The 22,015-nt window shown below is 63.4% G+C and carries 20 protein-coding genes; 15 read left to right on the top strand and 5 right to left on the bottom strand.

Features of this window, described 5'->3' with window-relative positions; all coding sequences use genetic code 11:
• The first annotated feature begins 137 nt into the window (after positions 1–137).
• From dnaE to ispD, 9 genes are all read left to right on the top strand, one after another.
• Entirely contained in the window at positions 138–3,659 is a 3,522-nt protein-coding gene (gene dnaE, locus P5703_RS13550; protein ID WP_285587414.1) for a DNA polymerase III subunit alpha, read from the top strand.
• A gap of 184 nt (positions 3,660–3,843) precedes the next feature.
• Positions 3,844–4,794, top strand: a complete 951-nt coding sequence (locus tag P5703_RS13545) for an acetyl-CoA carboxylase carboxyltransferase subunit alpha (RefSeq protein ID WP_013982338.1) — start codon at positions 3,844–3,846, stop codon at positions 4,792–4,794.
• Between the two features lie 125 nt (positions 4,795–4,919).
• Positions 4,920–6,209, top strand: coding sequence for a tRNA lysidine(34) synthetase TilS (tilS, locus tag P5703_RS13540; protein WP_168355695.1), 1,290 nt, complete (start codon positions 4,920–4,922; stop codon positions 6,207–6,209).
• A gap of 167 nt (positions 6,210–6,376) precedes the next feature.
• A complete protein-coding gene (gene pyrG, locus P5703_RS13535) occupies positions 6,377–8,008 on the top strand; it encodes a CTP synthase (RefSeq protein WP_011912718.1) in 1,632 nt (543 codons plus the stop codon).
• Entirely contained in the window at positions 8,005–8,850 is an 846-nt protein-coding gene (gene kdsA, locus P5703_RS13530; protein WP_013982341.1) for a 3-deoxy-8-phosphooctulonate synthase, read from the top strand. Before pyrG ends, kdsA begins: the two co-directional genes overlap by 4 nt.
• Positions 8,851–8,884: 34 nt before the next feature.
• Positions 8,885–10,174 (top strand): phosphopyruvate hydratase, encoded by a 1,290-nt coding sequence (gene eno, locus P5703_RS13525; protein WP_014596300.1) that lies wholly within the window; start codon positions 8,885–8,887, stop codon positions 10,172–10,174.
• A 117-nt stretch (positions 10,175–10,291) separates the two neighbouring features.
• A complete protein-coding gene (locus P5703_RS13520; RefSeq protein WP_161612779.1) occupies positions 10,292–11,494 on the top strand; it encodes an ISL3 family transposase in 1,203 nt (400 codons plus the stop codon).
• A 133-nt stretch (positions 11,495–11,627) separates the two neighbouring features.
• Positions 11,628–11,906, top strand: a complete 279-nt coding sequence (ftsB, locus tag P5703_RS13515) for a cell division protein FtsB (protein ID WP_013982343.1) — start codon at positions 11,628–11,630, stop codon at positions 11,904–11,906.
• Positions 11,903–12,607 (top strand): 2-C-methyl-D-erythritol 4-phosphate cytidylyltransferase, encoded by a 705-nt coding sequence (gene ispD / locus P5703_RS13510; RefSeq protein WP_011912722.1) that lies wholly within the window; start codon positions 11,903–11,905, stop codon positions 12,605–12,607. The genes ftsB and ispD overlap by 4 nt, the downstream gene beginning before the upstream one ends.
• 28 nt (positions 12,608–12,635) lie before the next feature.
• Here ispD and P5703_RS13505 read toward each other — a convergent pair whose 3' ends face one another.
• The 3 genes from P5703_RS13505 to P5703_RS13495 all read right to left on the bottom strand — a co-directional run bounded on the left by P5703_RS13505 (position 12,636) and on the right by P5703_RS13495 (position 15,210).
• Complete coding sequence (locus P5703_RS13505) at positions 12,636–13,802, bottom strand: baeRF3 domain-containing protein (protein WP_017245786.1); 1,167 nt, start codon at positions 13,800–13,802, stop codon at positions 12,636–12,638.
• Between the two features lie 76 nt (positions 13,803–13,878).
• Complete coding sequence (locus P5703_RS13500) at positions 13,879–14,193, bottom strand: HPF/RaiA family ribosome-associated protein (RefSeq protein WP_011912724.1); 315 nt, start codon at positions 14,191–14,193, stop codon at positions 13,879–13,881.
• Positions 14,194–14,310: 117 nt separating this feature from the next.
• Entirely contained in the window at positions 14,311–15,210 is a 900-nt protein-coding gene (locus tag P5703_RS13495) for a LysR substrate-binding domain-containing protein (protein WP_256518957.1), read from the bottom strand.
• Positions 15,211–15,361: 151 nt separating this feature from the next.
• Here P5703_RS13495 and P5703_RS13490 point away from each other — a divergent pair, with 151 nt between their 5' ends.
• Entirely contained in the window at positions 15,362–16,477 is a 1,116-nt protein-coding gene (locus P5703_RS13490) for an S-(hydroxymethyl)glutathione dehydrogenase/class III alcohol dehydrogenase (protein ID WP_020308662.1), read from the top strand.
• Between the two features lie 88 nt (positions 16,478–16,565).
• Positions 16,566–17,411 (top strand): S-formylglutathione hydrolase, encoded by an 846-nt coding sequence (gene fghA / locus P5703_RS13485; RefSeq protein ID WP_011912727.1) that lies wholly within the window; start codon positions 16,566–16,568, stop codon positions 17,409–17,411.
• A gap of 94 nt (positions 17,412–17,505) precedes the next feature.
• Here fghA and P5703_RS13480 read toward each other — a convergent pair whose 3' ends face one another.
• Together P5703_RS13480 and P5703_RS13475 are read right to left on the bottom strand one after the other, a co-directional pair.
• On the bottom strand, positions 17,506–18,555 hold the full coding sequence (locus P5703_RS13480; protein ID WP_017245784.1) for an alkene reductase: 1,050 nt from the start codon (positions 18,553–18,555) through the stop codon (positions 17,506–17,508).
• A 37-nt stretch (positions 18,556–18,592) separates the two neighbouring features.
• Positions 18,593–18,895: an ArsR/SmtB family transcription factor gene (locus P5703_RS13475; RefSeq protein WP_285587410.1), complete on the bottom strand. Its 303-nt coding sequence runs from the start codon at positions 18,893–18,895 to the stop codon at positions 18,593–18,595.
• Positions 18,896–19,076: 181 nt separating this feature from the next.
• On the opposite strand from P5703_RS13475, the gene ispF reads away from it, so the two are divergent.
• The 4 genes from ispF to P5703_RS13455 are packed head-to-tail and all read left to right on the top strand — an operon-like array spanning position 19,077 to position 22,010.
• Positions 19,077–19,550 carry a 2-C-methyl-D-erythritol 2,4-cyclodiphosphate synthase gene (gene ispF, locus P5703_RS13470; RefSeq protein WP_011912729.1) on the top strand — a complete coding sequence of 158 codons (474 nt, stop codon included), beginning with the start codon at positions 19,077–19,079 and terminating at the stop codon, positions 19,548–19,550.
• Complete coding sequence (gene truD, locus P5703_RS13465; protein WP_256518958.1) at positions 19,547–20,587, top strand: tRNA pseudouridine(13) synthase TruD; 1,041 nt, start codon at positions 19,547–19,549, stop codon at positions 20,585–20,587. The genes ispF and truD overlap by 4 nt, the downstream gene beginning before the upstream one ends.
• Complete coding sequence (gene surE, locus P5703_RS13460) at positions 20,587–21,336, top strand: 5'/3'-nucleotidase SurE (protein WP_011912731.1); 750 nt, start codon at positions 20,587–20,589, stop codon at positions 21,334–21,336. The genes truD and surE overlap by 1 nt, the downstream gene beginning before the upstream one ends.
• A gap of 38 nt (positions 21,337–21,374) precedes the next feature.
• The gene (locus P5703_RS13455) at positions 21,375–22,010 is read left to right on the top strand and encodes a protein-L-isoaspartate(D-aspartate) O-methyltransferase (protein ID WP_014596311.1); all 636 of its coding nucleotides are present in this window, start codon (positions 21,375–21,377) and stop codon (positions 22,008–22,010) included.
• Positions 22,011–22,015 lie beyond the last annotated feature (5 nt).

Here is a 22,015-nt window from a genome sequence, read left to right as displayed (position 1 = left end):
GCAGAGGTTCCGCTCTGCCTTCATGCGCTTCTGCGATCACGGTTTGCAATGGCTCTGGCGGTCGGTAGGTTCGCCAGCGGACGATTGCTTTCCGGTACAATCCCGCGCTTGTCGTTCTGCCAGCTCAAGGTCTGTTCATGCCTGCTTCCTTCGTCCATCTCCGTCTGCATACCGAGTACTCGCTGGTCGATGGCCTGGTGCGCGTCAAGCCGCTGATCAAGGCGGTGGCGGCGGGCGGAATGCCCGCGGTGGCGGTGACCGACATGAGCAACATGTGCTCGCTGGTGAAGTTCTACAAGACGGCGCAGGGCGCCGGAATCAAACCGATCTGTGGCGCCGATATCTGGCTGGCTGGCTGCGACGAGGATGGTCCGCTCAGCCGCCTGACGCTGCTGGCGATGAACCCCAAGGGTTATCGCAATCTCACCGAGTTGATTTCTCGCGGCTGGACCGAAGGCCAGCGCAACGATCTGGTCATCATCGAGCGGGAGTGGGTCAAGGAAGCGGCCGAAGGGCTGATTGCGCTTTCCGGTGCCAAGGAAGGGGAGATCGGCCACGCTCTGCTCAATGGCGACGAAGCGCTGGCGGCGTCGCGTCTTGCCGAATGGCGCGAGGTATTCGCCGATCGCTTCTACCTGGAAGTGCAGCGCACCAACCGGGTCAATGACGAAGAGCATCTGCATGCGGCCGTGGCGCTGGCCGAGCGCAGCGGCGCGCCGCTGGTGGCGACCAACGACGTGCGCTTTCTCAAGCAGGAAGACTTCGAGGCGCATGAAACCCGCGTCTGCATCGGTGAAGGGCGCACTCTGGACGACCCGCGTCGCCCGCGTACCTATTCCGATCAGCAGTACCTGAAGACGCCCGAGGAGATGGCCGAGCTGTTCGCCGACCTGCCCGAGGCGCTGGAAAACACCGTCGAGATCGCCAAACGCTGCAACATCGAAGTGCAGCTGGGCACCTACTTCCTGCCGAACTTCCCGGTTCCCGAAGGCATGACCATCGACGACTACCTGCGTCAGGTCTCGTTCGAGGGCCTGGAGGAGCGCCTGGAAGTCCTGCTGCCAAAGGACACGCCGGACTACGAGGCGAAGAAGCAGGTCTATATCGACCGCCTCGAGTTCGAACTGGGCACCATCATTCAGATGGGCTTTCCCGGTTACTTCCTGATCGTTATGGACTTCATCAAGTGGGCCAAGAACAACGGCGTGCCGGTCGGCCCGGGCCGCGGTTCGGGTGCCGGCTCGCTGGTGGCCTACGTGCTGAAGATCACCGACCTCGATCCGCTGGCCTACGACCTGCTGTTCGAGCGCTTCCTCAACCCCGAGCGTATTTCCATGCCCGACTTCGACGTCGACTTCTGCATGGACGGCCGCGACCGGGTCATCGATTACGTGGCTGAGGCGTACGGGCGCAATGCGGTGAGCCAGATCATCACCTTCGGCACCATGGCGGCCAAGGCGGTGGTGCGTGACGTGGCGCGGGTCCAGGGGAAGTCCTATGGCCTGGCCGACCGTCTGTCGAAGATGATCCCTTTCGAAGTGGGCATGACCCTCGAGAAGGCCTACGAGATGGAGGAGCCGCTGCGCGACTTCCTCGCCGTCGACGAGGATGCCCGCGAAATCTGGGAGATGGCGCTCAAGCTCGAAGGCATCACCCGCGGTACCGGCAAACACGCCGGTGGTGTGGTGATCGCGCCGACCAAGCTCACCGACTTCGCGCCGATCGCCTGTGACGAGGAGGGCGGCGGACTGGTGACCCAGTTCGACAAGGACGACGTCGAGCAGGCCGGCCTGGTGAAGTTCGACTTCCTCGGCTTGCGCACCCTGACCATCATCAAATGGGCGCTGGAGACCATCAACCGCGAGCAGGCCAAGAAGGGCCTGGAACCGGTCAACATCGACTTCATCCCGCTGGACGACAAGCCGACCTACCAGCTCCTGCAGAAGGCCGAGACCACGGCCGTGTTCCAGCTCGAATCGCGCGGCATGAAGGAGCTGATCAAGAAGCTCAAGCCCGACTGTCTGGAAGACCTCATCGCGCTCGTGGCCCTGTTCCGCCCCGGCCCGTTGCAGTCGGGCATGGTGGACGACTTCATCAACCGCAAGCACGGCCGTGCGGAAGTCTCCTATCCGCACCCGGATTATCAGTACGCCGGGCTGGAGCCGGTGCTCAAGCCCACCTACGGCATCATCCTGTACCAGGAACAGGTGATGCAGATCGCCCAGGTGATGGCCGGCTACACCCTCGGTGGCGCCGACATGCTGCGCCGCGCCATGGGTAAGAAAAAGCCGGAGGAAATGGCCAAACAGCGCGGTGGCTTCATCGAGGGTTGCGCCAACAACGGGATCGATGCGGACCTGGCGGGCAACATCTTCGATCTGGTGGAAAAATTCGCCGGCTACGGCTTCAACAAGTCGCACTCGGCCGCCTACGGCCTGGTGTCCTACCAGACGGCCTGGCTCAAGGCGCACCACCCTTCGCCGTTCATGGCGGCCGTGCTCTCGGCGGATATGCACAACACCGACAAGGTGGTGATCCTCATCGAGGAATGCCGCAGCATGAAGCTGCGCATCGATCCGCCCGATGTGAACGTCTCCGAATTCAAGTTCACCGTCAACGACGATGGCCGTATCGTCTATGGCCTGGGGGCAGTGAAGGGCGTGGGTGAGGGGCCGGTTGAGGCTATCGCCGAATGCCGTGCCGAAGGCGGCCCGTTCAAGGATCTGTTCGATTTCTGCGCACGCATCGACCTCAAGCGCATCAACAAGCGCACCCTGGAAGCGCTGATCCGCTCCGGCGCGCTGGACCGCCTGGGGCCGTACTTCTTCGAGGAGGCCAAGGCCTATCAGGCCAACATTGACCGCAATCGCGCGGTACTGCTGGCGGCGATGGAAGAGGCGGTGCAGGCCGCCGAACAGACGGCGCGCAGCGCGGAGAGCGGTCACATGGACCTGTTCGGCGGCCTGTTCGCCGAGCCGGAGGCCGACGTCTATGGCAATCACCGCAACGCCCGCGAGCTGTCGCTCAAGGAACGTCTGAAAGGCGAGAAGGACACCCTCGGCCTGTACCTCACCGGCCATCCGATCGACGAATACGAGGGCGAGATCCGTCGCTTCGCCCGCCAGCGCATCATTGATCTGCGCCCGGCGCGTGGCGAACAGACCATCGCCGGGCTGATCGTCAATTTGCGAGTGATGAAGAACAAGAAGGGCGACAAGATGGGGTTCATCACCCTGGACGACCGCTCCGGGCGCATCGAGGCCTCGTTGTTCGCCGAGGCGTTCAACAGCGCCCAGGCCCTGCTGCAGACCGACGCATTGGTAGTGGTGGAGGGCGAGGTGAGCAACGATGATTTCTCTGGCGGTCTGCGCCTGCGAGCCAAACGTGTCATGAGCCTGGAGGAAGCGCGTACTGGTCTGGCCGAGAGCCTGCGGGTCAAGGTCGCCGGCGAGGCGCTCAAGGGCGAACGCATGCGCTGGCTGGCCGAGGTCTGCGGTCGCCATCGCGGCGCCTGCCCGATCACCCTGGAGTACACCGGCAGCGATGCCAAGGCGCTGTTGCAGTTTGGTGAGAGCTGGCGCATCGACCCGGCGGATCAGCTGATCCAGGCATTGCGTGACCAGTTCGGGCGCGACAACGTCTTCCTGCAATACCGATAGAGGGCCATGGCCCGGGATGCCACCGAGGTGCGCGTTCCGAGCCAGGCCTGAACGGCCCGGCAGTGACCGGGTCATGGTTTCAGAACAATTTTTGTTCGACCTGAATGCGCCGCTCCCGTAAGGTAAGGCGCAAAAAACGGAACAGCCTCCCGGCCGCCTGGCCGTCGACGCATGACGGATGCCTATGAACCCGAACTTCCTGGATTTCGAACAGCCGATCGCCGACCTGCAAGCCAAGATCGAAGAATTGCGCCTGGTTGGTAACGACAACTCGCTGAACATCGGCGATGAGATTGCCCGCCTGCAGGACAAGAGCGAGTCGCTCACCGAAAGCATCTTCGGCAATCTGACCAGCTGGCAGATCGCCCGTCTGGCCCGCCACCCGCAGCGGCCCTATACCCTTGACTACATCAATCACCTGTTCACCGAGTTCGAAGAACTGCACGGTGATCGCCATTTCTCCGATGACGCGGCCATCGTTGGTGGTACCGCGCGTCTGGACGGCCAGCCGGTGATGGTCATCGGCCATCAGAAGGGCCGTGAGGTACGTGAGAAAGTGCGTCGCAACTTCGGCATGCCGCGCCCCGAGGGCTACCGCAAGGCCTGCCGTCTGATGGAGATGGCCGAACGCTTCAAGATGCCGATCCTGACCTTCATCGACACCCCAGGCGCCTATCCGGGTATCGATGCCGAAGAGCGCAACCAGAGCGAGGCCATTGCCTGGAACCTGCGCGTGATGGCGCGTCTGAAGACGCCGATCATCGCCACTGTGATTGGTGAGGGTGGTTCTGGCGGTGCGCTGGCCATTGGTGTCTGCGACCAGCTGAACATGCTGCAATACTCCACCTACGCGGTGATCTCTCCGGAAGGCTGCGCCTCTATTCTCTGGCGCACCGCCGAAAAGGCGCCGGAAGCCGCCGAGGCCATGGGTGTTACCGCCGAGCGCCTGAAAGATCTGGGTATCGTCGACAAGGTGATCCCCGAGCCGCTGGGCGGCGCGCATCGCAATCCGGCCGTCATGGCTGCGGCCATGCGCGAGCAGCTCAACAGCCAGTTGCACATGCTCAAGTCGCTGGATACCGATGCGCTGCTGGCGCGTCGCTATGAGCGTCTGATGAGCTACGGTATCGCCTGAGTCATCCCTGTGCGTGCTTCGCCTCTCTGAGCGAGGCACGCCAGGATTCGCTGTCGGGCCTTCGCTCGCGGCTTTCGCTCCTGAGCCTTATGCTTGCCGGCATTCTCGATTTTCGAAGCGCCCGCATGTCCCTCGATTCCCTTCTCCTTTCCCGTCTTGCTCCGTGGCGCAGCTCATCGGCGTGGTGGGTGGCGTTCTCCGGCGGTCTCGACTCCACCGTTTTGCTGCATGCGCTGACGCGGCTGTCTGAGCGTCAGGCGCTGCCGGTGATTCGTGCGATCCATGTGCATCATGGCCTGCAAGCCGCTGGTGATCACTGGCCGGCACACTGTCAGCGAGTCTGCGACCAGCTCGGCGTCACGCTGGAAATCGTGCGTGTGCGGGTGGTTCCCGGTGCCAGTCTGGAGCGGGCTGCGCGCGATGCCCGCTACCAGGCGTTCAGCGCCTGTGTAGGGGAGGGTGAGCTGCTGCTGACCGGGCAGCACCGCGATGACCAGGCCGAGACGCTGCTGTTCCGCCTGTTGCGCGGCGCCGGTGTGCGCGGGCTGGCGGCGATGCCGGATGTGCGATCGATGGGGCGCGGCAGCCTGGTTCGGCCGTTGCTGGAGGTCTCCCGGGCCGAGTTGGAGGATTATGCGCGTGCCAACGGTCTCGCCTGGGTCGAGGATCCCAGCAATCAGCAGCTGGAGTATTCACGCAACTTTCTGCGTCGGCAGGTCTTGCCTTTGCTACAGCAGCGCTGGCCTCGGGCGGCGTCCAACCTGGCGCGTACCGCCGCGCTTATGGCCGAGGCGCAGCACTTGCTCGACGAGCTTGCGCAGCAGGATCTCGCCGCGGCGCAGGCTGGCAGCGATTGCCGATGGTTGAACCTGCCGAGCCTCGCGCTAGCGCCGCTGCGCGAGCTGACATCGGCGCGGCAGCGTAATGCGCTGCGCCATTGGCTGGCAGGGCTGACCTTGGCGCCGGATGAGAATCACTGGGCCGGCTGGGAGTGTCTGCGTGACGCCAAGCCAGATGCCACGCCTCGCTGGCGGCTGGAAGGTGGCGAGCTCCAGCGCAGTGGCGAGCGCGTCTGGTGGCTGCCGGACGGCTGGCTTGCCTCTGTTAGTGGGCCGGTTGACTGGCCCGACCCGTCCGTCGAGCTGCAGCTTCCCGGCAATGGCTCGCTTCGGCTAGAGGGGGCGCCGCCCATTGGCAGGCTGCAGATTCGCTATCGAAGCGGCGGTGAAGTCATGGCTGTGTCCGGTCGCGGCCGGCGCGATCTCAAGCGCCTGCTGAATGAAGCCGCGGTGCCTGCGTTCGCCCGAAAGCGCCTGCCGCTGCTGTATTGCAATGGCGAGTTGGTCGCCGTGGCCAATCTGCCGCAACTGAGCGCTGGCCGGTGCGCCCTGAATTGGTGCGCGCCGGGCTGCTAAGTGGTTTGAGCTGATAGGGCCTTTCCGGTAGACTACGCTCCCGTCTCAATACAGCTTCTGCGGTTTCTTCGAATCCGTGGCAGTTGCGCTATTGCCGATCCGCGCAATGGCACCTTCGCTTTCCCCCGGCGGCGCCGGCCGCTTAACGCAGACTTCTAGGGTTTTTCATGACGCGCTACATCTTCGTCACGGGTGGTGTTGTTTCTTCATTGGGGAAAGGCATCGCCTCGGCTTCATTGGCGGCCATCCTGGAGGCGCGGGGCCTGAAGGTCACGATGCTCAAACTGGACCCTTACATCAACGTCGATCCGGGCACCATGAGCCCGTTCCAGCACGGTGAGGTGTTCGTCACCCATGACGGCGCCGAGACCGACCTCGATCTGGGGCATTACGAGCGGTTCATCCGCACCCGCATGACCCAGAACAACAACTTCACCACCGGTCGCGTCTACGAAGACGTGCTGCGCCGTGAGCGCCGGGGCGACTACCTGGGCGCAACCATCCAGGTCATCCCGCACATCACCGACGAGATCAAGCGTCGCATCATCAAGGGTGCCGGCGACGCCGACGTGGCCCTGGTGGAGGTCGGCGGTACGGTGGGCGACATCGAGTCGCAACCCTTCCTCGAGGCCATCCGCCAGTTGCGCGTGGAAGTCGGCGCCAAGCGCGCCATGCTGATGCACCTGACGCTGGTGCCTTACATCGCCACCGCCGGCGAAACCAAGACCAAGCCAACCCAGCATTCGGTGAAGGAGCTGCGCTCCATCGGCCTGCAGCCGGACGTGCTGGTCTGCCGCTCCGATCGCGCCATCGACGTGTCTTCGCGGCGCAAGATTGCGCTGTTTACCAACGTCGAAGAGCGTGCGGTGATCAGCCTGCCGGACGCCGATACCATCTACAAGATTCCGGGCATCCTGCACGCCCAGGGCCTCGATGACTATGTCGTCGAACGTTTCGGTCTCGAATGCCGTGGCGCCGATCTCTCCGAATGGGATCGTGTCGTCGATGCCAAGCTGCATCCAGAGAAGGAAGTCAACATCGCCATGGTCGGCAAGTACATGGAACTTCTGGACGCCTACAAATCTCTGATCGAGGCGATGAGCCACGCTGGCATCCAGAGCCGGACCAAGGTGAACCTGCGTTACATCGACTCCGAGGATATCGAGAACCAGGGCACCGGTCTGCTCGAAGGTGTCGATGCCATCCTCGTGCCAGGCGGTTTCGGCCTGCGTGGCGTGGAGGGCAAAATCGCCACCGTGCGCTATGCCCGCGAGAACAAGATCCCCTACCTGGGTATCTGCCTGGGCATGCAGGTTGCGGTCATCGAGTTCGCTCGCGATGTGCTGGGCTGGTCGGATGCCAACTCCACCGAGTTCGACAAGGACAGCGGTCACCCGGTGGTTGGTCTGATCACCGAATGGGCCGACGCCTCCGGCAACACCGAAGTGCGCACCGAAGCCTCCGACCTGGGCGGCACCATGCGTCTGGGTGCTCAGGAATGCGGCCTTGAACCGGGCTCGAAGGTATTCGAATGCTACGGCAAGGAGCGCATCGTCGAGCGCCACCGTCATCGCTACGAAGTGAACAACAACCTGCTGCCGCAACTGCAGGCAGCCGGACTGAAGATTACCGGGCGCTCCGGAGACGGTGCGCTGGTGGAAGTGGTCGAGGCTCCGGATCATCCGTGGTTCGTCGCCTGCCAGTTCCACCCTGAATTCACGTCCACGCCACGCGATGGTCACCCGCTGTTCAGCGGTTTCGTCAACGCAGCGCTGGAATACAAGGCGAAGAAGGCATGAGTCAGAAGACCATCCGCGTAGGCAACATCGAGATCGCGAACGACAAGCCGTTCGTGCTGTTCGGTGGCATCAATGTCCTCGAGTCCCGTGACCTGGCCATGCAGGCCTGCGAAGAGTACGTGCGGGTGACCGAGAAGCTCGGCATTCCTTACGTTTTCAAGGCGAGCTTCGACAAGGCCAACCGCTCCTCGATCACTTCGTTCCGCGGCCCGGGTCTGGAAGAGGGGATGAAGATCTTCGAGGAAGTGAAGAAGACTTTCGGCGTGCCGGTCATCACCGACGTACATGAGCCGTGGCAGGCGCAGCCGGTGGCCGATGTCTGCGACATCATCCAGCTCCCGGCCTTCCTCTCGCGGCAGACCGACCTGGTGGTGGCGATGGCCAAGACCGGTGCGGTGATCAACATCAAGAAAGCACAGTTCCTCGCACCGCAGGAGATGAAGCACATCCTCAAGAAGTGCGAGGAGGCCGGCAACGACCAGCTGATTCTATGCGAACGTGGCTCGTCCTTCGGTTACAACAACCTGGTCGTCGACATGCTCGGCTTCGGCATCATGAAGCAGTTCGAGTACCCGGTGTTCTTCGACGTCACCCATGCCCTGCAGATGCCCGGCGGTCGCGCCGACTCGGCCGGTGGTCGTCGTGCCCAGGTCACCGATCTGGCCAAGGCCGGCCTGTCCCAGGGGCTGGCCGGGCTGTTCCTGGAAGCGCATCCGGATCCTGACAATGCCAAGTGCGACGGCCCGTGCGCGCTGCGCCTGAACAAGCTCGAAGCTTTCCTCACCCAGCTCAAGCAGCTGGATGATCTGGTCAAGAATTTCCCGCCAATCGAAACTGCTTGAAAGCCTTGCAGCTATCTATGGAGTGTTAACAACAATGGCAAAGATCGTCGACATCAAGGGGCGTGAAGTTCTCGACTCCCGCGGCAACCCCACCGTGGAAGCCGATGTGATCCTCGATAACGGCATCATCGGCAGCGCCTGCGCGCCGTCCGGTGCATCCACCGGCTCCCGCGAGGCTCTGGAACTGCGCGATGGCGACAAGAGCCGTTACCTGGGCAAGGGCGTGCTGAAGGCCGTGGGCAACGTCAACGGGCCGATTCGCGATCTGCTGCTGGGCAAGGATCCGGCCGATCAGAAGGCCCTGGATCAGGCGATGATCGAGCTCGACGGTACCGAGAATAAGGCCAAGCTGGGCGCCAACGCCATCCTCGCCGTGTCCCTGGCTGCCGCCAAGGCCGCTGCCCAGGCCAAGGGTGTGCCGCTCTACGCGCACATCGCCGACCTCAACGGCACTCCCGGCCAGTACTCGATGCCGGTGCCGATGATGAACATCATCAATGGCGGCGAGCACGCAGACAACAACGTCGACATCCAGGAATTCATGGTTCAGCCGGTTGGCGCCAAGACGTTCGCCGACGCGCTGCGCATGGGCGCCGAGATTTTCCATCACCTGAAAGCGGTGCTGAAGGGCCGTGGCCTGAACACCGCCGTGGGCGACGAAGGTGGCTTCGCGCCGAACCTCGCTTCCAACGAGGATGCGCTGGGTGCCATCGCCGAGGCGGTCGAGAAGGCCGGCTACAAGCTGGGCACCGACGTTACCCTGGCGCTGGACTGCGCTTCCAGCGAGTTCTACAAGGACGGCAAGTACGACCTGGCCGGTGAGGGCAAGGTGTTCGACGCCGAGGGCTTCGCCGATTACCTGGCGGGCCTGACCCAGCGCTACCCGATCATTTCCATCGAAGACGGCATGGACGAATCCGATTGGGCTGGCTGGAAGGCGCTGACCGACAAGATCGGCGAAAAGGTCCAGCTGGTCGGTGACGATCTGTTCGTGACCAATACCAAGATCCTCAAGGAAGGCATCGAGAAGGGCATCGGCAATTCGATCCTGATCAAGTTCAACCAGATCGGCTCGCTGACCGAAACCCTGGAGGCCATCCAGATGGCCAAGGCGGCCGGCTATACCGCGGTGATCTCGCACCGTTCCGGTGAGACCGAAGACAGCACCATCGCTGACCTGGCCGTAGGCACTGCCGCTGGTCAGATCAAGACCGGTTCGCTGTGCCGCTCCGACCGCGTGTCGAAGTACAACCAGCTGCTGCGTATCGAAGAGCAGCTGGCAGGCAAGGCGCCATACAAGGGGCGCGCCGAATTCCGCGGCTGAGCCTGCGGCATTAAAAAAGGTTCTTCGCGGACTCTGGGGGAAGAGCGAGTTGACAGTCAGGGAAGCAGGTAAATTGGTAGTCGCCAAACCAACCATCCACCTGTCCCTGCTGTCGCCGTGCATCCTATTGATCTTGCCTCGTTCTGGCCAGGCTATGACGCCGTTGCCTGCCGTTCATCCGCCAACAACTCCCTTCTGATTGAGCTTGAGCCTCAAGCCGGTTCAGTGCCCAGGTGCGGGCGTTGTGGTCAGCTCAGCCCGTTGATTCACGAGCGCCGGATTCGTCTGGTGCGCGATCGTGATCTGTTCGATCAGCGCGTCTTGCTTCAACTACCCGTGCGCCGAGTCGATTGCCTGAGTTGTGGGCGGGTGACCGAGCGGATCGACTGGCTGGAGCCTGCATCTCGCCTGACCCGGCGGTTACGGGTCTGGCTCGAAAGCCTGCTGCGGCTGCTGCCGATCAGCCACGTCAGCCAGCTCACCGGCCTGCACTGGCACACCCTCAAAACGCTCGATAAACGACGCCTTCAAGCCGAGGTAGGCACCTTCGATTCAAGCGGTGTCCGCCGGTTGGTGATGGACGAGTTCGCCCTGCACAAGGGGCATCGCTATGCCACGGTCATCATGGACGCCGAGCGAACGCGGGTGTTGTGGGTCGGCCACGGCAACAGCCGTGAGGCGATCCGCCCGTTCTTTGAATTGCTCGGCGAGCACTGCCAGCAGATTGAGGCGGTGGCCATGGACATGAACACGGCTTTCGACCTGGAGGTGAAGAAGCATTGCCCGCAAGCCGAAGTGGTGTACGACCTGTTTCACGTCGTCGCGCGCTACGGTCGGGATGTGATCGACCGTATCCGGGTTGACCAGGCCAACCTCCTGCGCGAAGACAAGCCGGCACGAAAGGCGGTCAAGCAAAGCCGCTGGCTGCTGCTGCGCAATCGCAACAACCTGAAGGACGGACAAGCCGTGCAGCTTCAAGAACTACTCGCGGCCAACCAGCCGCTGGCTACGGTCTATGTCCTCAAGGATGCGCTGAAGGATGTCTGGTTCGCCCCCAGCGTACGAGAGGGCTGGCGCCGCTGGCGAACCTGGTTGCGGCACGCCCGGGACAGCGGCCTCGCGCCGCTACAGCGATTCGCTCGCAACCTGCGCAAATACGCCCGAGGCATCCTCGCCAGTGCCAACTTCCACATGCATACCAGCGTCCTTGAGGGCGTCAACAACCGCATCAAGGTGATCAAGCGTATGGCCTATGGTTTTCGGGACTCGGAATACTTCTTCCTGAAAATCAAGGCTGCCTTCCCCGGGAAAGCGCGATGAACCTTAAAAAAGGGCGGCGCGAGTCGCCCTTTTTTGTTTCAATCGGCGTCATGCCGGCGCAATCATTGTTGCACCGGCCACGCCGATGGCGTTCCGATACCCGAATCACAGCCGAAGTCGTTTCATGCCTGCTATGCGTCGCCCCTACTGGTTGTTCGTTGTCCTGCTGCTGCTTCTTGGCGGGCTGCAGTACCGTCTTTGGGTAGGCGAGGGCAGCTTGGCGCAGGTCAACAGCCTGAACAAGCAGATCGCCGATCAGCAGGGTGAAAACGAGCGGTTGCTGGAGCGCAATCGAATCCTGGAAGCCGAAGTGCTGGAGCTCAAGCAGGGCATGGAGACCGTCGAGGAGCGCGCCCGTCAGGAGCTCGGCATGGTCAAAGAGGGTGAAACCCTCTACCAGCTTATCGAATGAGCCAGCCTGCATTCTGGGTGGTGATTCCGGCAGCCGGCGTTGGCAGCCGGATGCGCGCCGATCGCCCCAAGCAGTACCTGCAGGTAGCCGGGCGCTGCATCATCGAACACACCCTCGATTGTTTCCTCGACCATCCGACACTCGCCGGATTGGTGGTCTGTGTCGCGGCCGACGATCCGTACTGGCCGGGTCTCCCCTGCGCCAGTGACCCACGCATCCAGCGCGCGCCTGGTGGTCGTGAGCGGTGCGACTCCGTGCTCAGCGGCCTGCAGCGTCTCGGCCTGTTGGGCGCTGCTGACCAGGACTGGGTGCTGGTGCACGACGCCGCTCGGCCCAATCTCGCCCGGGAGGACCTGGACAAGCTCTTGCACGAGCTGGCGGCGGACCCGGTCGGTGGGCTGCTCGCAGTACCTGCGCGGGATACGCTCAAGCGTGCGGACGCGGACGGGCGCGTCGCGGAAACCGTGGATCGCAGCGTTATCTGGCAAGCTTTCACGCCGCAGATGTTCCGCCTCGGAATGCTGCGCAACGCGCTGGGTGCGGCGCTTGGCGATGGCGTGCCGGTTACCGATGAGGCGTCCGCCATCGAGTGGGCGGGGTATTCGCCGAAGCTGGTGGAGGGGCGAGCGGATAACCTCAAGGTAACCCGCCCCGAAGATCTGCGCTGGCTCGCGCAGTGCTGGAATACCGGTCGTCAGTGATGGCGGGCAAGTCTGCCCGCCAACCTCGTCAGAAACGATAGATCGCCGCGGCACCCGTGCCGGTTGGCATGCGCTCGGTCGGCACCACGACCACATCGCCACCTTGCTCGAGCGTCCAGATCGTCAGTTCGTCGAGCAGGTCCGGCGTGTTGACCTCATCCTCGTTGGCCGCTGTGGCCGTGCCATCGTTACGGTCGACGTGCCCCGGTATCTGCCGCTCGGCTTCCACCAGAAGCGTCGCGACGCGGCCCTGACGCGTGGCCTGGCCGATGTCCTCGAGCTGATCCGACGCCAGGCCTTGGCCATGGGACGCGCCGAACTGGTCGAGCAGACCTTCCAGGCGCTTGAGGTAGCGCGGCTGCATCACCATCCAGCTCTTCTCGCGCAATTCCTGGAGGCTCAGCGTGCTCTGGCCGATCTCGATGCCTTCCGGCAGCAGGTTCTCGTTATGGCTGATGCGACGGAAGTGGGGTTGCTGCTCCGGCAGCGCGGCGAGAATCAACGGCAGTCCCGAGGCTCTCGAGTGGTGCTCGATGATGGCCCGGTCCACCTCGCGGAAATAGCGGTCGCGGTCGCGATCGATCTCCGCCTGCTTGCCGCTGCCGCCTGCTTCCACCTGCATCGGGTCGCCACGTTCACTGGCACGGCTGTAGCCCTGGGGAAAACCGCTCTGGCCCTTTTCGGTGAGATCGCCGCCCAACGCGTCCGCGAGTGTCTTGGGCACCGCTTCGTGCAGGTGCACCTCATCGAGCGCGTCGCGGTTGCCTTCGAACAGGCGCACCGAGTCACGCGAGAGGCAGAGGATCTGGAAGCGATCAGCTGACTGGGCGATGCGAACCAGCGGCTTGAGGTGCATGCGCGCATTGGCCACGGCCATTTCGGGCACGCTACGTTGCAGGCGATAGACCTGGAAATAGTCCTTGGCAGCGAAGGCTGCGAGGCCATCGAGGTTGTGGTTCCAGAAGTCGTTGTTGTCGATCAGTGCATGGAACGGCTCGAGCAGGCTGCGTGCCTGTTCGGCATGGCCCTGCTGCTTGAGGGATTCTTCCAGTTGCTTGACCAGTTGCTTGAAGCGGATCGGGTCCTGCTGGCGTTCCGGAAAGCTGCGATGAGTCGGCTGGTACAGGGAGAGGCAGGGCCCGTCCCGGTGTTTCAGCAGTTGGGTAAGGGTTTCACGATCGAGCAGTCGGTTCATGCGTGGCCTCCAGTTGCTGTGGTTCGGTCCCTCGCAGAGATGTCGATGGCCACTCAATGGCCAACGATGGGCCAGGTCAGTGGCGGTTGAGCTTGTCCAGGGCGTGACTGAGCGCGTGGTTCAGTTTCTCCGCGGCGCCGTTGATGGCGAGGTCCAGGGTTTCGGCCTTGTGGGTGGCGGAAATCGGGTCGTGGCCCTTGACGCGCGCCTCCATCTGGCAGCGTTTGTCATGCGGTCCGCTCTTGTTGCTGTTCTCGTCGTTGAGATGGACTTCGACGCGGGTCAGATGATCGTCGAAGCGGTCCAGCTCGGTCTCCACCGTCGCCTTGATTCGCTCTTCGAGATCGGCGGTAACGCTGATGCTGTGGTTGCTGTTCACCAGAACCTGCATGGTTTCCTCCTGATTTGCGGCGCCGCACGACGAGCTGCGGCTACAGAAGGTACGACGTGACGGATTAAGACGGGTTCCGCCTCGGCGCGGACCTCAGACGCGCGGTTCAACCTTTGTTCAGCTTTGCCCGCCGCGATACTCCGGGCGCGCGGCGAGACCGACCTTGAGCGCCTCGACGAGTAACCTGACCTTGGGCAGCGGGTAGCGCCGCTGCGGATACACCGCCCACACGGCGGTGTCCGGAGGCTGGTTGGCCTCGAGCAGCGAGACCAGCTCACCCCGGCGCAGCGGTTCGAGCACGTAGTAGTCCGGCAACTGGCACAGGCCGAAGCCACGCAATGCGGCATCCAGCACCGCCTGGCCGCTATTGCAGCGCCAGTTGCCGCTGGGCTTGAAGTGCTGCTCGCGCCCGTCGGACTGGAACGACCAGACGTCGCTGGTGCCGATCAGGCAGTTGTGCCGTGCCAGTTCTGAGAGCGTATGCGGCCGACCGTAGCGCTCCAGATAGCCCGGTGCGGCGCACAGGTACATGGCTCGCGGCGCGATCCGCGTGGCCACCAGGCGGGACTCGCCGAGTTTGCCGAGACGGATCGCCAGGTCATAGCCTTCCTGCACCAGATCGAGCGTGCGGTTGGACAGTTCGATGTCGACGCGCAGCTGTGGATGCCGCGCCATGAATTCATTCACCAGCGGCACGATGAAGCGCTCGCCGTAGGCCACCGCGGCGGTCATGCGCAGCAGGCCGGTGGGGGCACTGTGCAGGTCGCTGATGGCGAGGAAGGCATCGTCGCGCTCTTCGATCAAGCGCTGGCAGCGCGTGAAAAAGGTATGACCGGCTTCGGTCAGCGACACGCGGCGAGTGGTGCGGTAGAGCAGGCGGGCCTGCAGGCGCTCTTCCAGACGGGCGATCTGGCGGCTGACATGGGAGGACGACACCCGCAGACGTTCGGCGGCGCGCATGAAACTGCCGCATTCCACAACCGCGACGAATTCGTCGAGCCCTTCCCAGCGGTTCATGCTCACCTCCTTGAGGCAGGTTTATCGACGCACAAGATCCAGCATTCGCCAGATTATCCCTGTACGGCAACAATGTTTTCCAGAATCACCCATCAATCCCTGAATGAGCGTGAATTACACTCTCTGCTTTCCACACAGTCGAGTGATGTTCATGACCATCAAGTCGCGCGCGGCCGTTGCCTTCGGCCCCAACCAGCCCCTGCAGATCGTCGAAGTGGATGTCGCTCCGCCCAAGGCCGGCGAGGTCCTGATCCGCATCGTCGCCACCGGTGTTTGCCATACCGACGCCTACACCCTCTCCGGTGAGGATTCGGAAGGCGTCTTTCCCTGCATTCTCGGCCACGAAGGTGGCGGCATCGTCGAGGCGGTAGGCGAGGGCGTCACTTCGGTGGCGGTCGGCGATCACGTGATCCCGCTCTATACCGCCGAATGCCGGGAGTGCAAGTTCTGCAAGTCCGGCAAGACCAACCTGTGCAGCTCCGTGCGTGCCACCCAGGGCAAGGGTCTGATGCCCGATGGCACCACGCGCTTCAGCTACAACGGCGAGCCGATCTACCACTACATGGGCTGCTCGACCTTCTCCGAGTACACCGTGCTGCCGGAAGTCTCGGTAGCCAAGATTCCCAAGGAGGCGCCGCTGGAAAAGGTCTGCTTGCTGGGCTGCGGCGTGACCACCGGGATCGGTGCCGTACTGAACACCGCCAAGGTGGAGGAAGGCGCTACCGTGGCGATCTTCGGCCTGGGTGGCATCGGCCTGGCGGCGATCATCGGTGCGAAGATGGCCAAGGCCAGCCGGATCATTGCCATCGACATCAACCCGGGCAAGTTCGCTATTGCCGAAGAGCTGGGCGCCACCGATTTCGTCAATCCGAAGGATCACGACAAGCCGATTCAAGAGGTAATCGTCGAGATGACCGATGGCGGTGTCGACTATTCCTTCGAATGCGTTGGTAACGTGCAGCTGATGCGCGCAGCGCTGGAGTGCTGTCACAAGGGTTGGGGCGAGTCGACCATCATCGGTGTCGCCGGCGCGGGCCAGGAAATCAGCACGCGTCCGTTTCAGCTGGTCACCGGGCGCGTCTGGCGCGGTTCGGCATTCGGCGGTGTGAAGGGTCGTACCGAGCTGCCGAGCTATGTGGAGAAGGCGCAGAGCGGCGAGATTCCGCTGGACACCTTCATCACCCACAACATGCCGCTGGACAAGATCAACGAAGCGTTCGACCTGATGCATGAAGGCAAGAGCATCCGGACCGTCATTCACTTCTGATCCCCTGGGTGGATAACGCCGTCGTTCGGCGGCTTGTCCACCTCGACCGTGGAGGCCCGTGCGGTTTCCACCTTGCGCGAGGCCGCTCATGACCCCTGAAATCGTTTCCAGCAACAAGAGCTTCGGTGGCTGGCACAAGCGCTACCGCCACCGCTCCAACGCCCTGAACTGCGACATGGTATTTGCCGTGTTCCTGCCGCCGCAGGCCGAGCAGGGTGAAAAACTGCCGGTGCTGTACTGGCTGTCCGGCTTGACCTGCACCGACGAAAATTTCATGCAGAAGGCCGGAGCGCTACGCATGGCGGCCGAGCTCGGTCTGATCATCGTCGCGCCGGACACCAGCCCGCGTGGCCCAGGCGTGCCGGATGACGCCGACGGCGCCTGGGATTTCGGCCTGGGCGCGGGCTTTTATCTCAATGCGACGCAAGAGCCCTGGGCCCAGCACTACCGGATGTACGACTACGTCGTCGAGGAACTGCCGGCACTGGTCGAGGCCAACTTCCCGGTCTCCGACCGCCGCGGCATCAGCGGGCACTCCATGGGCGGACACGGGGCGCTCATCTGCGCGCTGAAAAATCCTGGCCGCTATCGCTCGGTATCGGCCTTTGCGCCCATCAGCAACCCGATCAACTGTCCCTGGGGAGAAAAAGCGTTCAGCCGCTATCTGGGCGCGGACCGTTCGCGCTGGCGGGAGTGGGATGCCTGCGCGCTGATCGCCGAAGCCAGCGAGCGGCTACCGCTGCTGGTGGACCAAGGCGACCGCGATGACTTCATGGATGGCCAGCTCAAGCCGCAAGCGCTGCGTGCCGCTGCGGACGCTGTCGGGCACCCGCTGACGCTGCGCATCCAGCCGGGCTACGACCACAGCTACTACTTCATTGCCAGCTTTATCGATGATCACCTGCGCCATCATGCCGAGGCGTTGACGGCGTAGGGTGGGCAACGGCGCTCGCGCCGACTGCCAGAAACGTCAGCCACAAAAAAGGCCCGAGCGGACATGCCGCTCGGGCCTTTCCATCGCCAGGAGCTTAGAGCGACGGATAATCGGTGTAGCCGTCCGGGCCCTGGGCATAGAACAGCTCGGGCTTGGGCTCGTTCAGTGGTGCATCCCGACGCAGGCGCTCGACCAGATCCGGATTGGCGATGTACGGAATGCCGAAGGCCACCGCATCGGCCTTGCCTTCCGCCAGCCAGGCGTTGCCTTGCTCCTTGGTGAAGCGTTCGTTGGCGATGTAGACGCCACCGAAGAGCTGCTTGAGCTGTGGGCCAAGGCTGTCTTCACCGGCCTTCTCGCGGGTGCAGATGAAGGCAATGCCGCGCTTGCCCAGTTCACGGGCAACGTAGCCGAAGGTCTCGGCACGGTTGGAGTCGCCCATGTCATGGGAGTCGGCGCGCGGCGCCAGATGCACTCCGACGCGCCCGGCGCCCCATACGGAGACGGCGGCATCGGTCACTTCCAGCAGCAGTCGTGCACGGTTTTCCAGTGAGCCACCGTAGGCGTCGGTGCGCTTGTTGGTGCTGTCCTGCAGGAACTGATCGAGCAGGTAGCCATTGGCGCCATGGATCTCGACACCGTCGAAACCGGCTTCCTTGGCATTCTCCGCCCCCTTGCGGTAGGCCTCGATGATGCCGGGGATTTCGTCGATCTCCAGCGCGCGCGGGGTCTCGTAATCCTTCTTCGGACGGACCAGGCTGACATGGCCCGCGGGTTTGAGGGCACTGGGGGCGACCGGCAACTGGCCGTCGAGGTAGAGCGGATCGGAGATACGGCCGACATGCCAGAGCTGCAGGACGATCTTGCCACCTTTGGCATGCACGGCGTCGGTGACCTTCTTCCAGCCCTGGACCTGCTCGGCCGACCAGATGCCCGGAGTGTCCGGATAGCCCACACCCATCGGCGTGACCGAGGTGGCCTCGCTGATGATCAGGCCGGCGTCGGCGCGCTGGGCATAGTACTCGGCGATCAGATCGCCGGGCACGCGGCCAGGCTCGGCGCGGCAGCGGGTCAGTGGCGCCATGATGATGCGGTTGTTCAGTTCCAGGTCGCCGATCTTGATCGGGTCGAAAAGCGTGGGCATAGCGATACCGCTCCTGTGTGGTGGTGCGAGAAAAGGCTCAGAGTTCCTGGCCGATGCGCTCGATGAAGGTCTGGATGACTGCGTCGTTGCGCTTGAAGAAGTGCCACTGGCCGATTTTCTGGCAGGTGACCAGCCCGGCCTTCTGCAGGGTCGCCAGGTGAGCCGAAACGGTGGACTGCGACAGGCCGGCGCGCTGGTCGATCTGGCCGGCGCACACGCCGTTCTCCAGCGAATGGTGCTGCGCGGCGAAATAGCGCTGCGGCTCCTTGAGCCAACGCAGAATGTCGCGGCGCAGCGGGTGGGCGAGGGCCTTGATGATGTCGTCGAAGTCGTCCGACATGAGTTTCGGCTGCCTGTATCGGATTGAGACGAACTATATATCGCCAACTGACGATACAAGATCGATTCGGCTGATGGTGCATATCGTCGAGGTCGATGATCGAGCGGACCGTGACGATCCGCCCGGGGTCATCCGGCTCCTGTAGAATCGCCGCCTCGAGTTATTCCAGGGTGTTTGATCTATGCGTATCGGCCACGGTTACGACGTGCACCGCTTCGGCGAAGGCGACCACATCACGCTTGGCGGCGTGCGGATTCCACACAGGTTCGGGCTGCTCGCCCATTCCGACGGTGACGTGCTGTTGCATGCCCTGAGCGACGCGCTGCTCGGTGCCGCGGCGCTGGGAGATATCGGCAAGCATTTCCCGGACACTGACCCGCAGTTCAAGGGCGCCGACAGCCGCGCACTGCTGCGCCATGTTCTGGCGCAGGTGCAGGCCAAGGGGTATGTGGTCGGCAATGTCGATGCCACCATCGTCGCCCAGGCACCGAAGATGGCGCCGCATATCGAGCGCATGCGCGCGTTGATCGCCGCAGATCTGCAGGTGGAGCTGGATCAGGTCAACGTCAAGGCCACCACCACGGAGAAGCTCGGCTTTACCGGGCGCGAGGAAGGGATCGCCGTGCACGCGGTCGCCCTGCTGGTTCGCCCATGACCGAGGATCAGCTGCTCGGCCCGCGTGCCCACGGCGAGCCTTGTGGCAGCGCTGTGCTGAAGGCGGTCGCCGAGGATTTCCAGGTCGACGAGGTGTTGGAAATCCCGTTGTCAGGCGAGGGTGAGCACCTCTGGCTCTGGGTCGAAAAGCGCAACCTCAACACCGAGGAAGCCGCCAAGCGCATCGCCCGTGCGGCCGGCGTGCCGCTGAAGCTGATCAGTTATGCGGGCCTGAAGGATCGTCAGGCGCTGACCCGGCAGTGGTTCAGCCTGCATTTGCCGGGCAAGGCCGACCCCGATCTGTCTGCCGCCGAAGATGACAGCCTGCGGCTGCTCCAGCGCGTTCGCCATCAGCGCAAGCTGCAGCGCGGCGCACATTCGGCCAATGGCTTTCGCCTGCGCCTGACCGATCTGCATGCCGATCACGCGCAGCTCGATGCGCGGCTGGAGCGGATCAGGGCGCAGGGCGTGCCGAACTACTTCGGTCTGCAACGTTTCGGCTATGAAGGTGGCAACCTCCTTGGCGCCCGTGATTTCGCCGCCAAGGCCGAGCTGCCGGTTCAGCGTAACCTGCGTTCGCGTCTGCTTTCGGCGGGGCGCAGCTACCTGTTCAATCGCGTGCTGGCCCAGCGTGTCGCCGATGGCAGCTGGGCCGAGGCGCGGGTAGGGGACCTGCTGGCGTTCACCGACAGCCGCAGTTTCTTTCCCGCCGCAGAGGCGGAGTGCAGCGATCCGCGCCTGGCGATCCTCGACCTGCATCCCACTGGCCCGCTTTGGGGTGAAGGGGGCTCGCCGGCGGGCGCCGAGATCCAGGCGCTCGAAGATGCAGTGGCTGCAAGTGAAGAACCGATCGCCAATTGGTTGGCGCAGGCGGGGATGAAGCACGAACGGCGCATTCTTCGCCTCCCCATTGGCGGTTTGTCGTGGCATTATCCCGGGCCTGACATTCTGCAACTGGAATTCGTCCTGCCGACCGGATGCTTCGCCACCGCCATGGTGCGTGAGCTGGTCAGCCTGGCAGGGCAGACGGACATCTGATGCGTATTCTGATCGCCAACGACGACGGGGTGTATGCACCCGGGCTCGCCGCGCTTTATGACGCGCTGGCGGATTATGCCGAGTGCACGGTGGTAGCCCCGATCCAGGACATGAGCGGCGCCAGCAGCGCGCTGACCCTGGACCGCCCGCTTCACCCCGTAAGCATGCCCAACGGCTTTATCGGCCTGAACGGCTCGCCTACCGATTGCGTTCATCTCGGCCTCAATGGCCTGCTCGAACATACCCCTGACATGGTGGTGTCCGGCATCAACCTCGGTGCCAATCTCGGGGATGACGTGCTCTATTCTGGCACCGTCGCTGCGGCCATCGAGGGGCGTTTCACCGGGCGGCCGGCGTTTGCTTTCTCGTTGTTGTCGCGCCTGCCCGACAATCTTTCTACAGCGGCGTACATCGCGCGTGCGCTGGTGGAGAAGCACGATCGGCTCGAGCTGCCGCCGCGCACGGTGCTCAGCGTCAATGTGCCCAATCTGCCGCTGGATCATATCCGTGGCATCCAGCTGACCCGCCTGGGCCATCGCAGTCGGGCCAAGCCGCCGGTCAAGCAGGCCAATCCGCGCGGCAAGGAAGGCTACTGGATCTCCGTGGCGGGCGACGTCGAGGACGGCGGCCCCGGAACCGATTTCCATGCGGTGATGCAGGGCTACGTGTCGATCACCCCGTTGCAGCTGGATCGAACCTTCCGCGAGGCCTTCGACGGCCTCGAGAGCTGGCTGGAGAACGTGCTGTGAGACATCGCGGACAAGACAGCCTGCTCCACGGCTCGGGTATGACCTCGCAACGCACACGTGACCGCTTGATTCAGCGACTCTACGAAGAAGGCCTGTCCAACGCCCATGTGCTCGAGGTGATCCGCCGTACCCCTCGTCATCTGTTCGTCGACGAGGCACTGGCGCATCGCGCCTACGAGGACACGGCGCTGCCCATCGGCCACAACCAGACCATTTCGCAGCCGTTCATGGTTGCGCGCATGAGCGAGCTGCTGCTGGCCGACGGCCCGCTGGACAAGGTGCTAGAGATCGGGACCGGCTCGGGCTATCAGACCGCCGTGCTGGCGCAGCTGGTCGAGCGGGTGTTCTCCGTCGAGCGCATCCAGGCGCTGCAGGATCGTGCCAAGGAGCGCCTGGTCGAACTCAAGCTGCGCAATGTGGTCTTTCGCTGGGGCGATGGTTGGGAGGGCTGGCCTGCACTGGCGCCTTACAACGGCATCATCGTCACCGCGGCGGCAGCCGATGTGCCGCAGGCCTTGCTCGATCAGCTGGCGCCCGGTGGGCGCCTGGTGATTCCGGTGGGGGCCGGCGAGGTCCAGCAACTCATGCTGATCATTCGAGAGGAAAACGGCTTTTCCCGCCATCTTCTGGATACCGTACGTTTCGTGCCGCTGCTCAATGGACCCGTGATTTGATCATT

Origin of the sequence: Stutzerimonas sp. FeSN7 (assembly GCF_030263795.1) — a bacterium.
Classification (GTDB): domain Bacteria; phylum Pseudomonadota; class Gammaproteobacteria; order Pseudomonadales; family Pseudomonadaceae; genus Stutzerimonas; species Stutzerimonas stutzeri.
This window is presented reverse-complemented; position numbering and strand designations above follow the sequence as displayed.

Bases quoted from the DNA above. Each gene is read 5' to 3' on its own strand.
- dnaE (WP_285587414.1), top strand. From the start codon at position 138: ATGCCTGCTTCCTTCGTCCATCTCCGTCTGCATACCGAGTACTCGCTG.
- P5703_RS13545 (WP_013982338.1), top strand. From the start codon at position 3,844: ATGAACCCGAACTTCCTGGATTTCGAACAGCCGATCGCCGACCTGCAA.
- tilS (WP_168355695.1), top strand. From the start codon at position 4,920: ATGTCCCTCGATTCCCTTCTCCTTTCCCGTCTTGCTCCGTGGCGCAGC.
- pyrG (WP_011912718.1), top strand. From the start codon at position 6,377: ATGACGCGCTACATCTTCGTCACGGGTGGTGTTGTTTCTTCATTGGGG.
- kdsA (WP_013982341.1), top strand. From the start codon at position 8,005: ATGAGTCAGAAGACCATCCGCGTAGGCAACATCGAGATCGCGAACGAC.
- eno (WP_014596300.1), top strand. From the start codon at position 8,885: ATGGCAAAGATCGTCGACATCAAGGGGCGTGAAGTTCTCGACTCCCGC.
- ftsB (WP_013982343.1), top strand. From the start codon at position 11,628: ATGCGTCGCCCCTACTGGTTGTTCGTTGTCCTGCTGCTGCTTCTTGGC.
- ispD (WP_011912722.1), top strand. From the start codon at position 11,903: ATGAGCCAGCCTGCATTCTGGGTGGTGATTCCGGCAGCCGGCGTTGGC.
- P5703_RS13505 (WP_017245786.1), bottom strand. From the start codon at position 13,802: ATGAACCGACTGCTCGATCGTGAAACCCTTACCCAACTGCTGAAACAC.
- P5703_RS13500 (WP_011912724.1), bottom strand. From the start codon at position 14,193: ATGCAGGTTCTGGTGAACAGCAACCACAGCATCAGCGTTACCGCCGAT.
- P5703_RS13495 (WP_256518957.1), bottom strand. From the start codon at position 15,210: ATGAACCGCTGGGAAGGGCTCGACGAATTCGTCGCGGTTGTGGAATGC.
- P5703_RS13490 (WP_020308662.1), top strand. From the start codon at position 15,362: ATGACCATCAAGTCGCGCGCGGCCGTTGCCTTCGGCCCCAACCAGCCC.
- fghA (WP_011912727.1), top strand. From the start codon at position 16,566: ATGACCCCTGAAATCGTTTCCAGCAACAAGAGCTTCGGTGGCTGGCAC.
- P5703_RS13480 (WP_017245784.1), bottom strand. From the start codon at position 18,555: ATGCCCACGCTTTTCGACCCGATCAAGATCGGCGACCTGGAACTGAAC.
- P5703_RS13475 (WP_285587410.1), bottom strand. From the start codon at position 18,895: ATGTCGGACGACTTCGACGACATCATCAAGGCCCTCGCCCACCCGCTG.
- ispF (WP_011912729.1), top strand. From the start codon at position 19,077: ATGCGTATCGGCCACGGTTACGACGTGCACCGCTTCGGCGAAGGCGAC.
- truD (WP_256518958.1), top strand. From the start codon at position 19,547: ATGACCGAGGATCAGCTGCTCGGCCCGCGTGCCCACGGCGAGCCTTGT.
- surE (WP_011912731.1), top strand. From the start codon at position 20,587: ATGCGTATTCTGATCGCCAACGACGACGGGGTGTATGCACCCGGGCTC.
- P5703_RS13455 (WP_014596311.1), top strand. From the start codon at position 21,375: ATGACCTCGCAACGCACACGTGACCGCTTGATTCAGCGACTCTACGAA.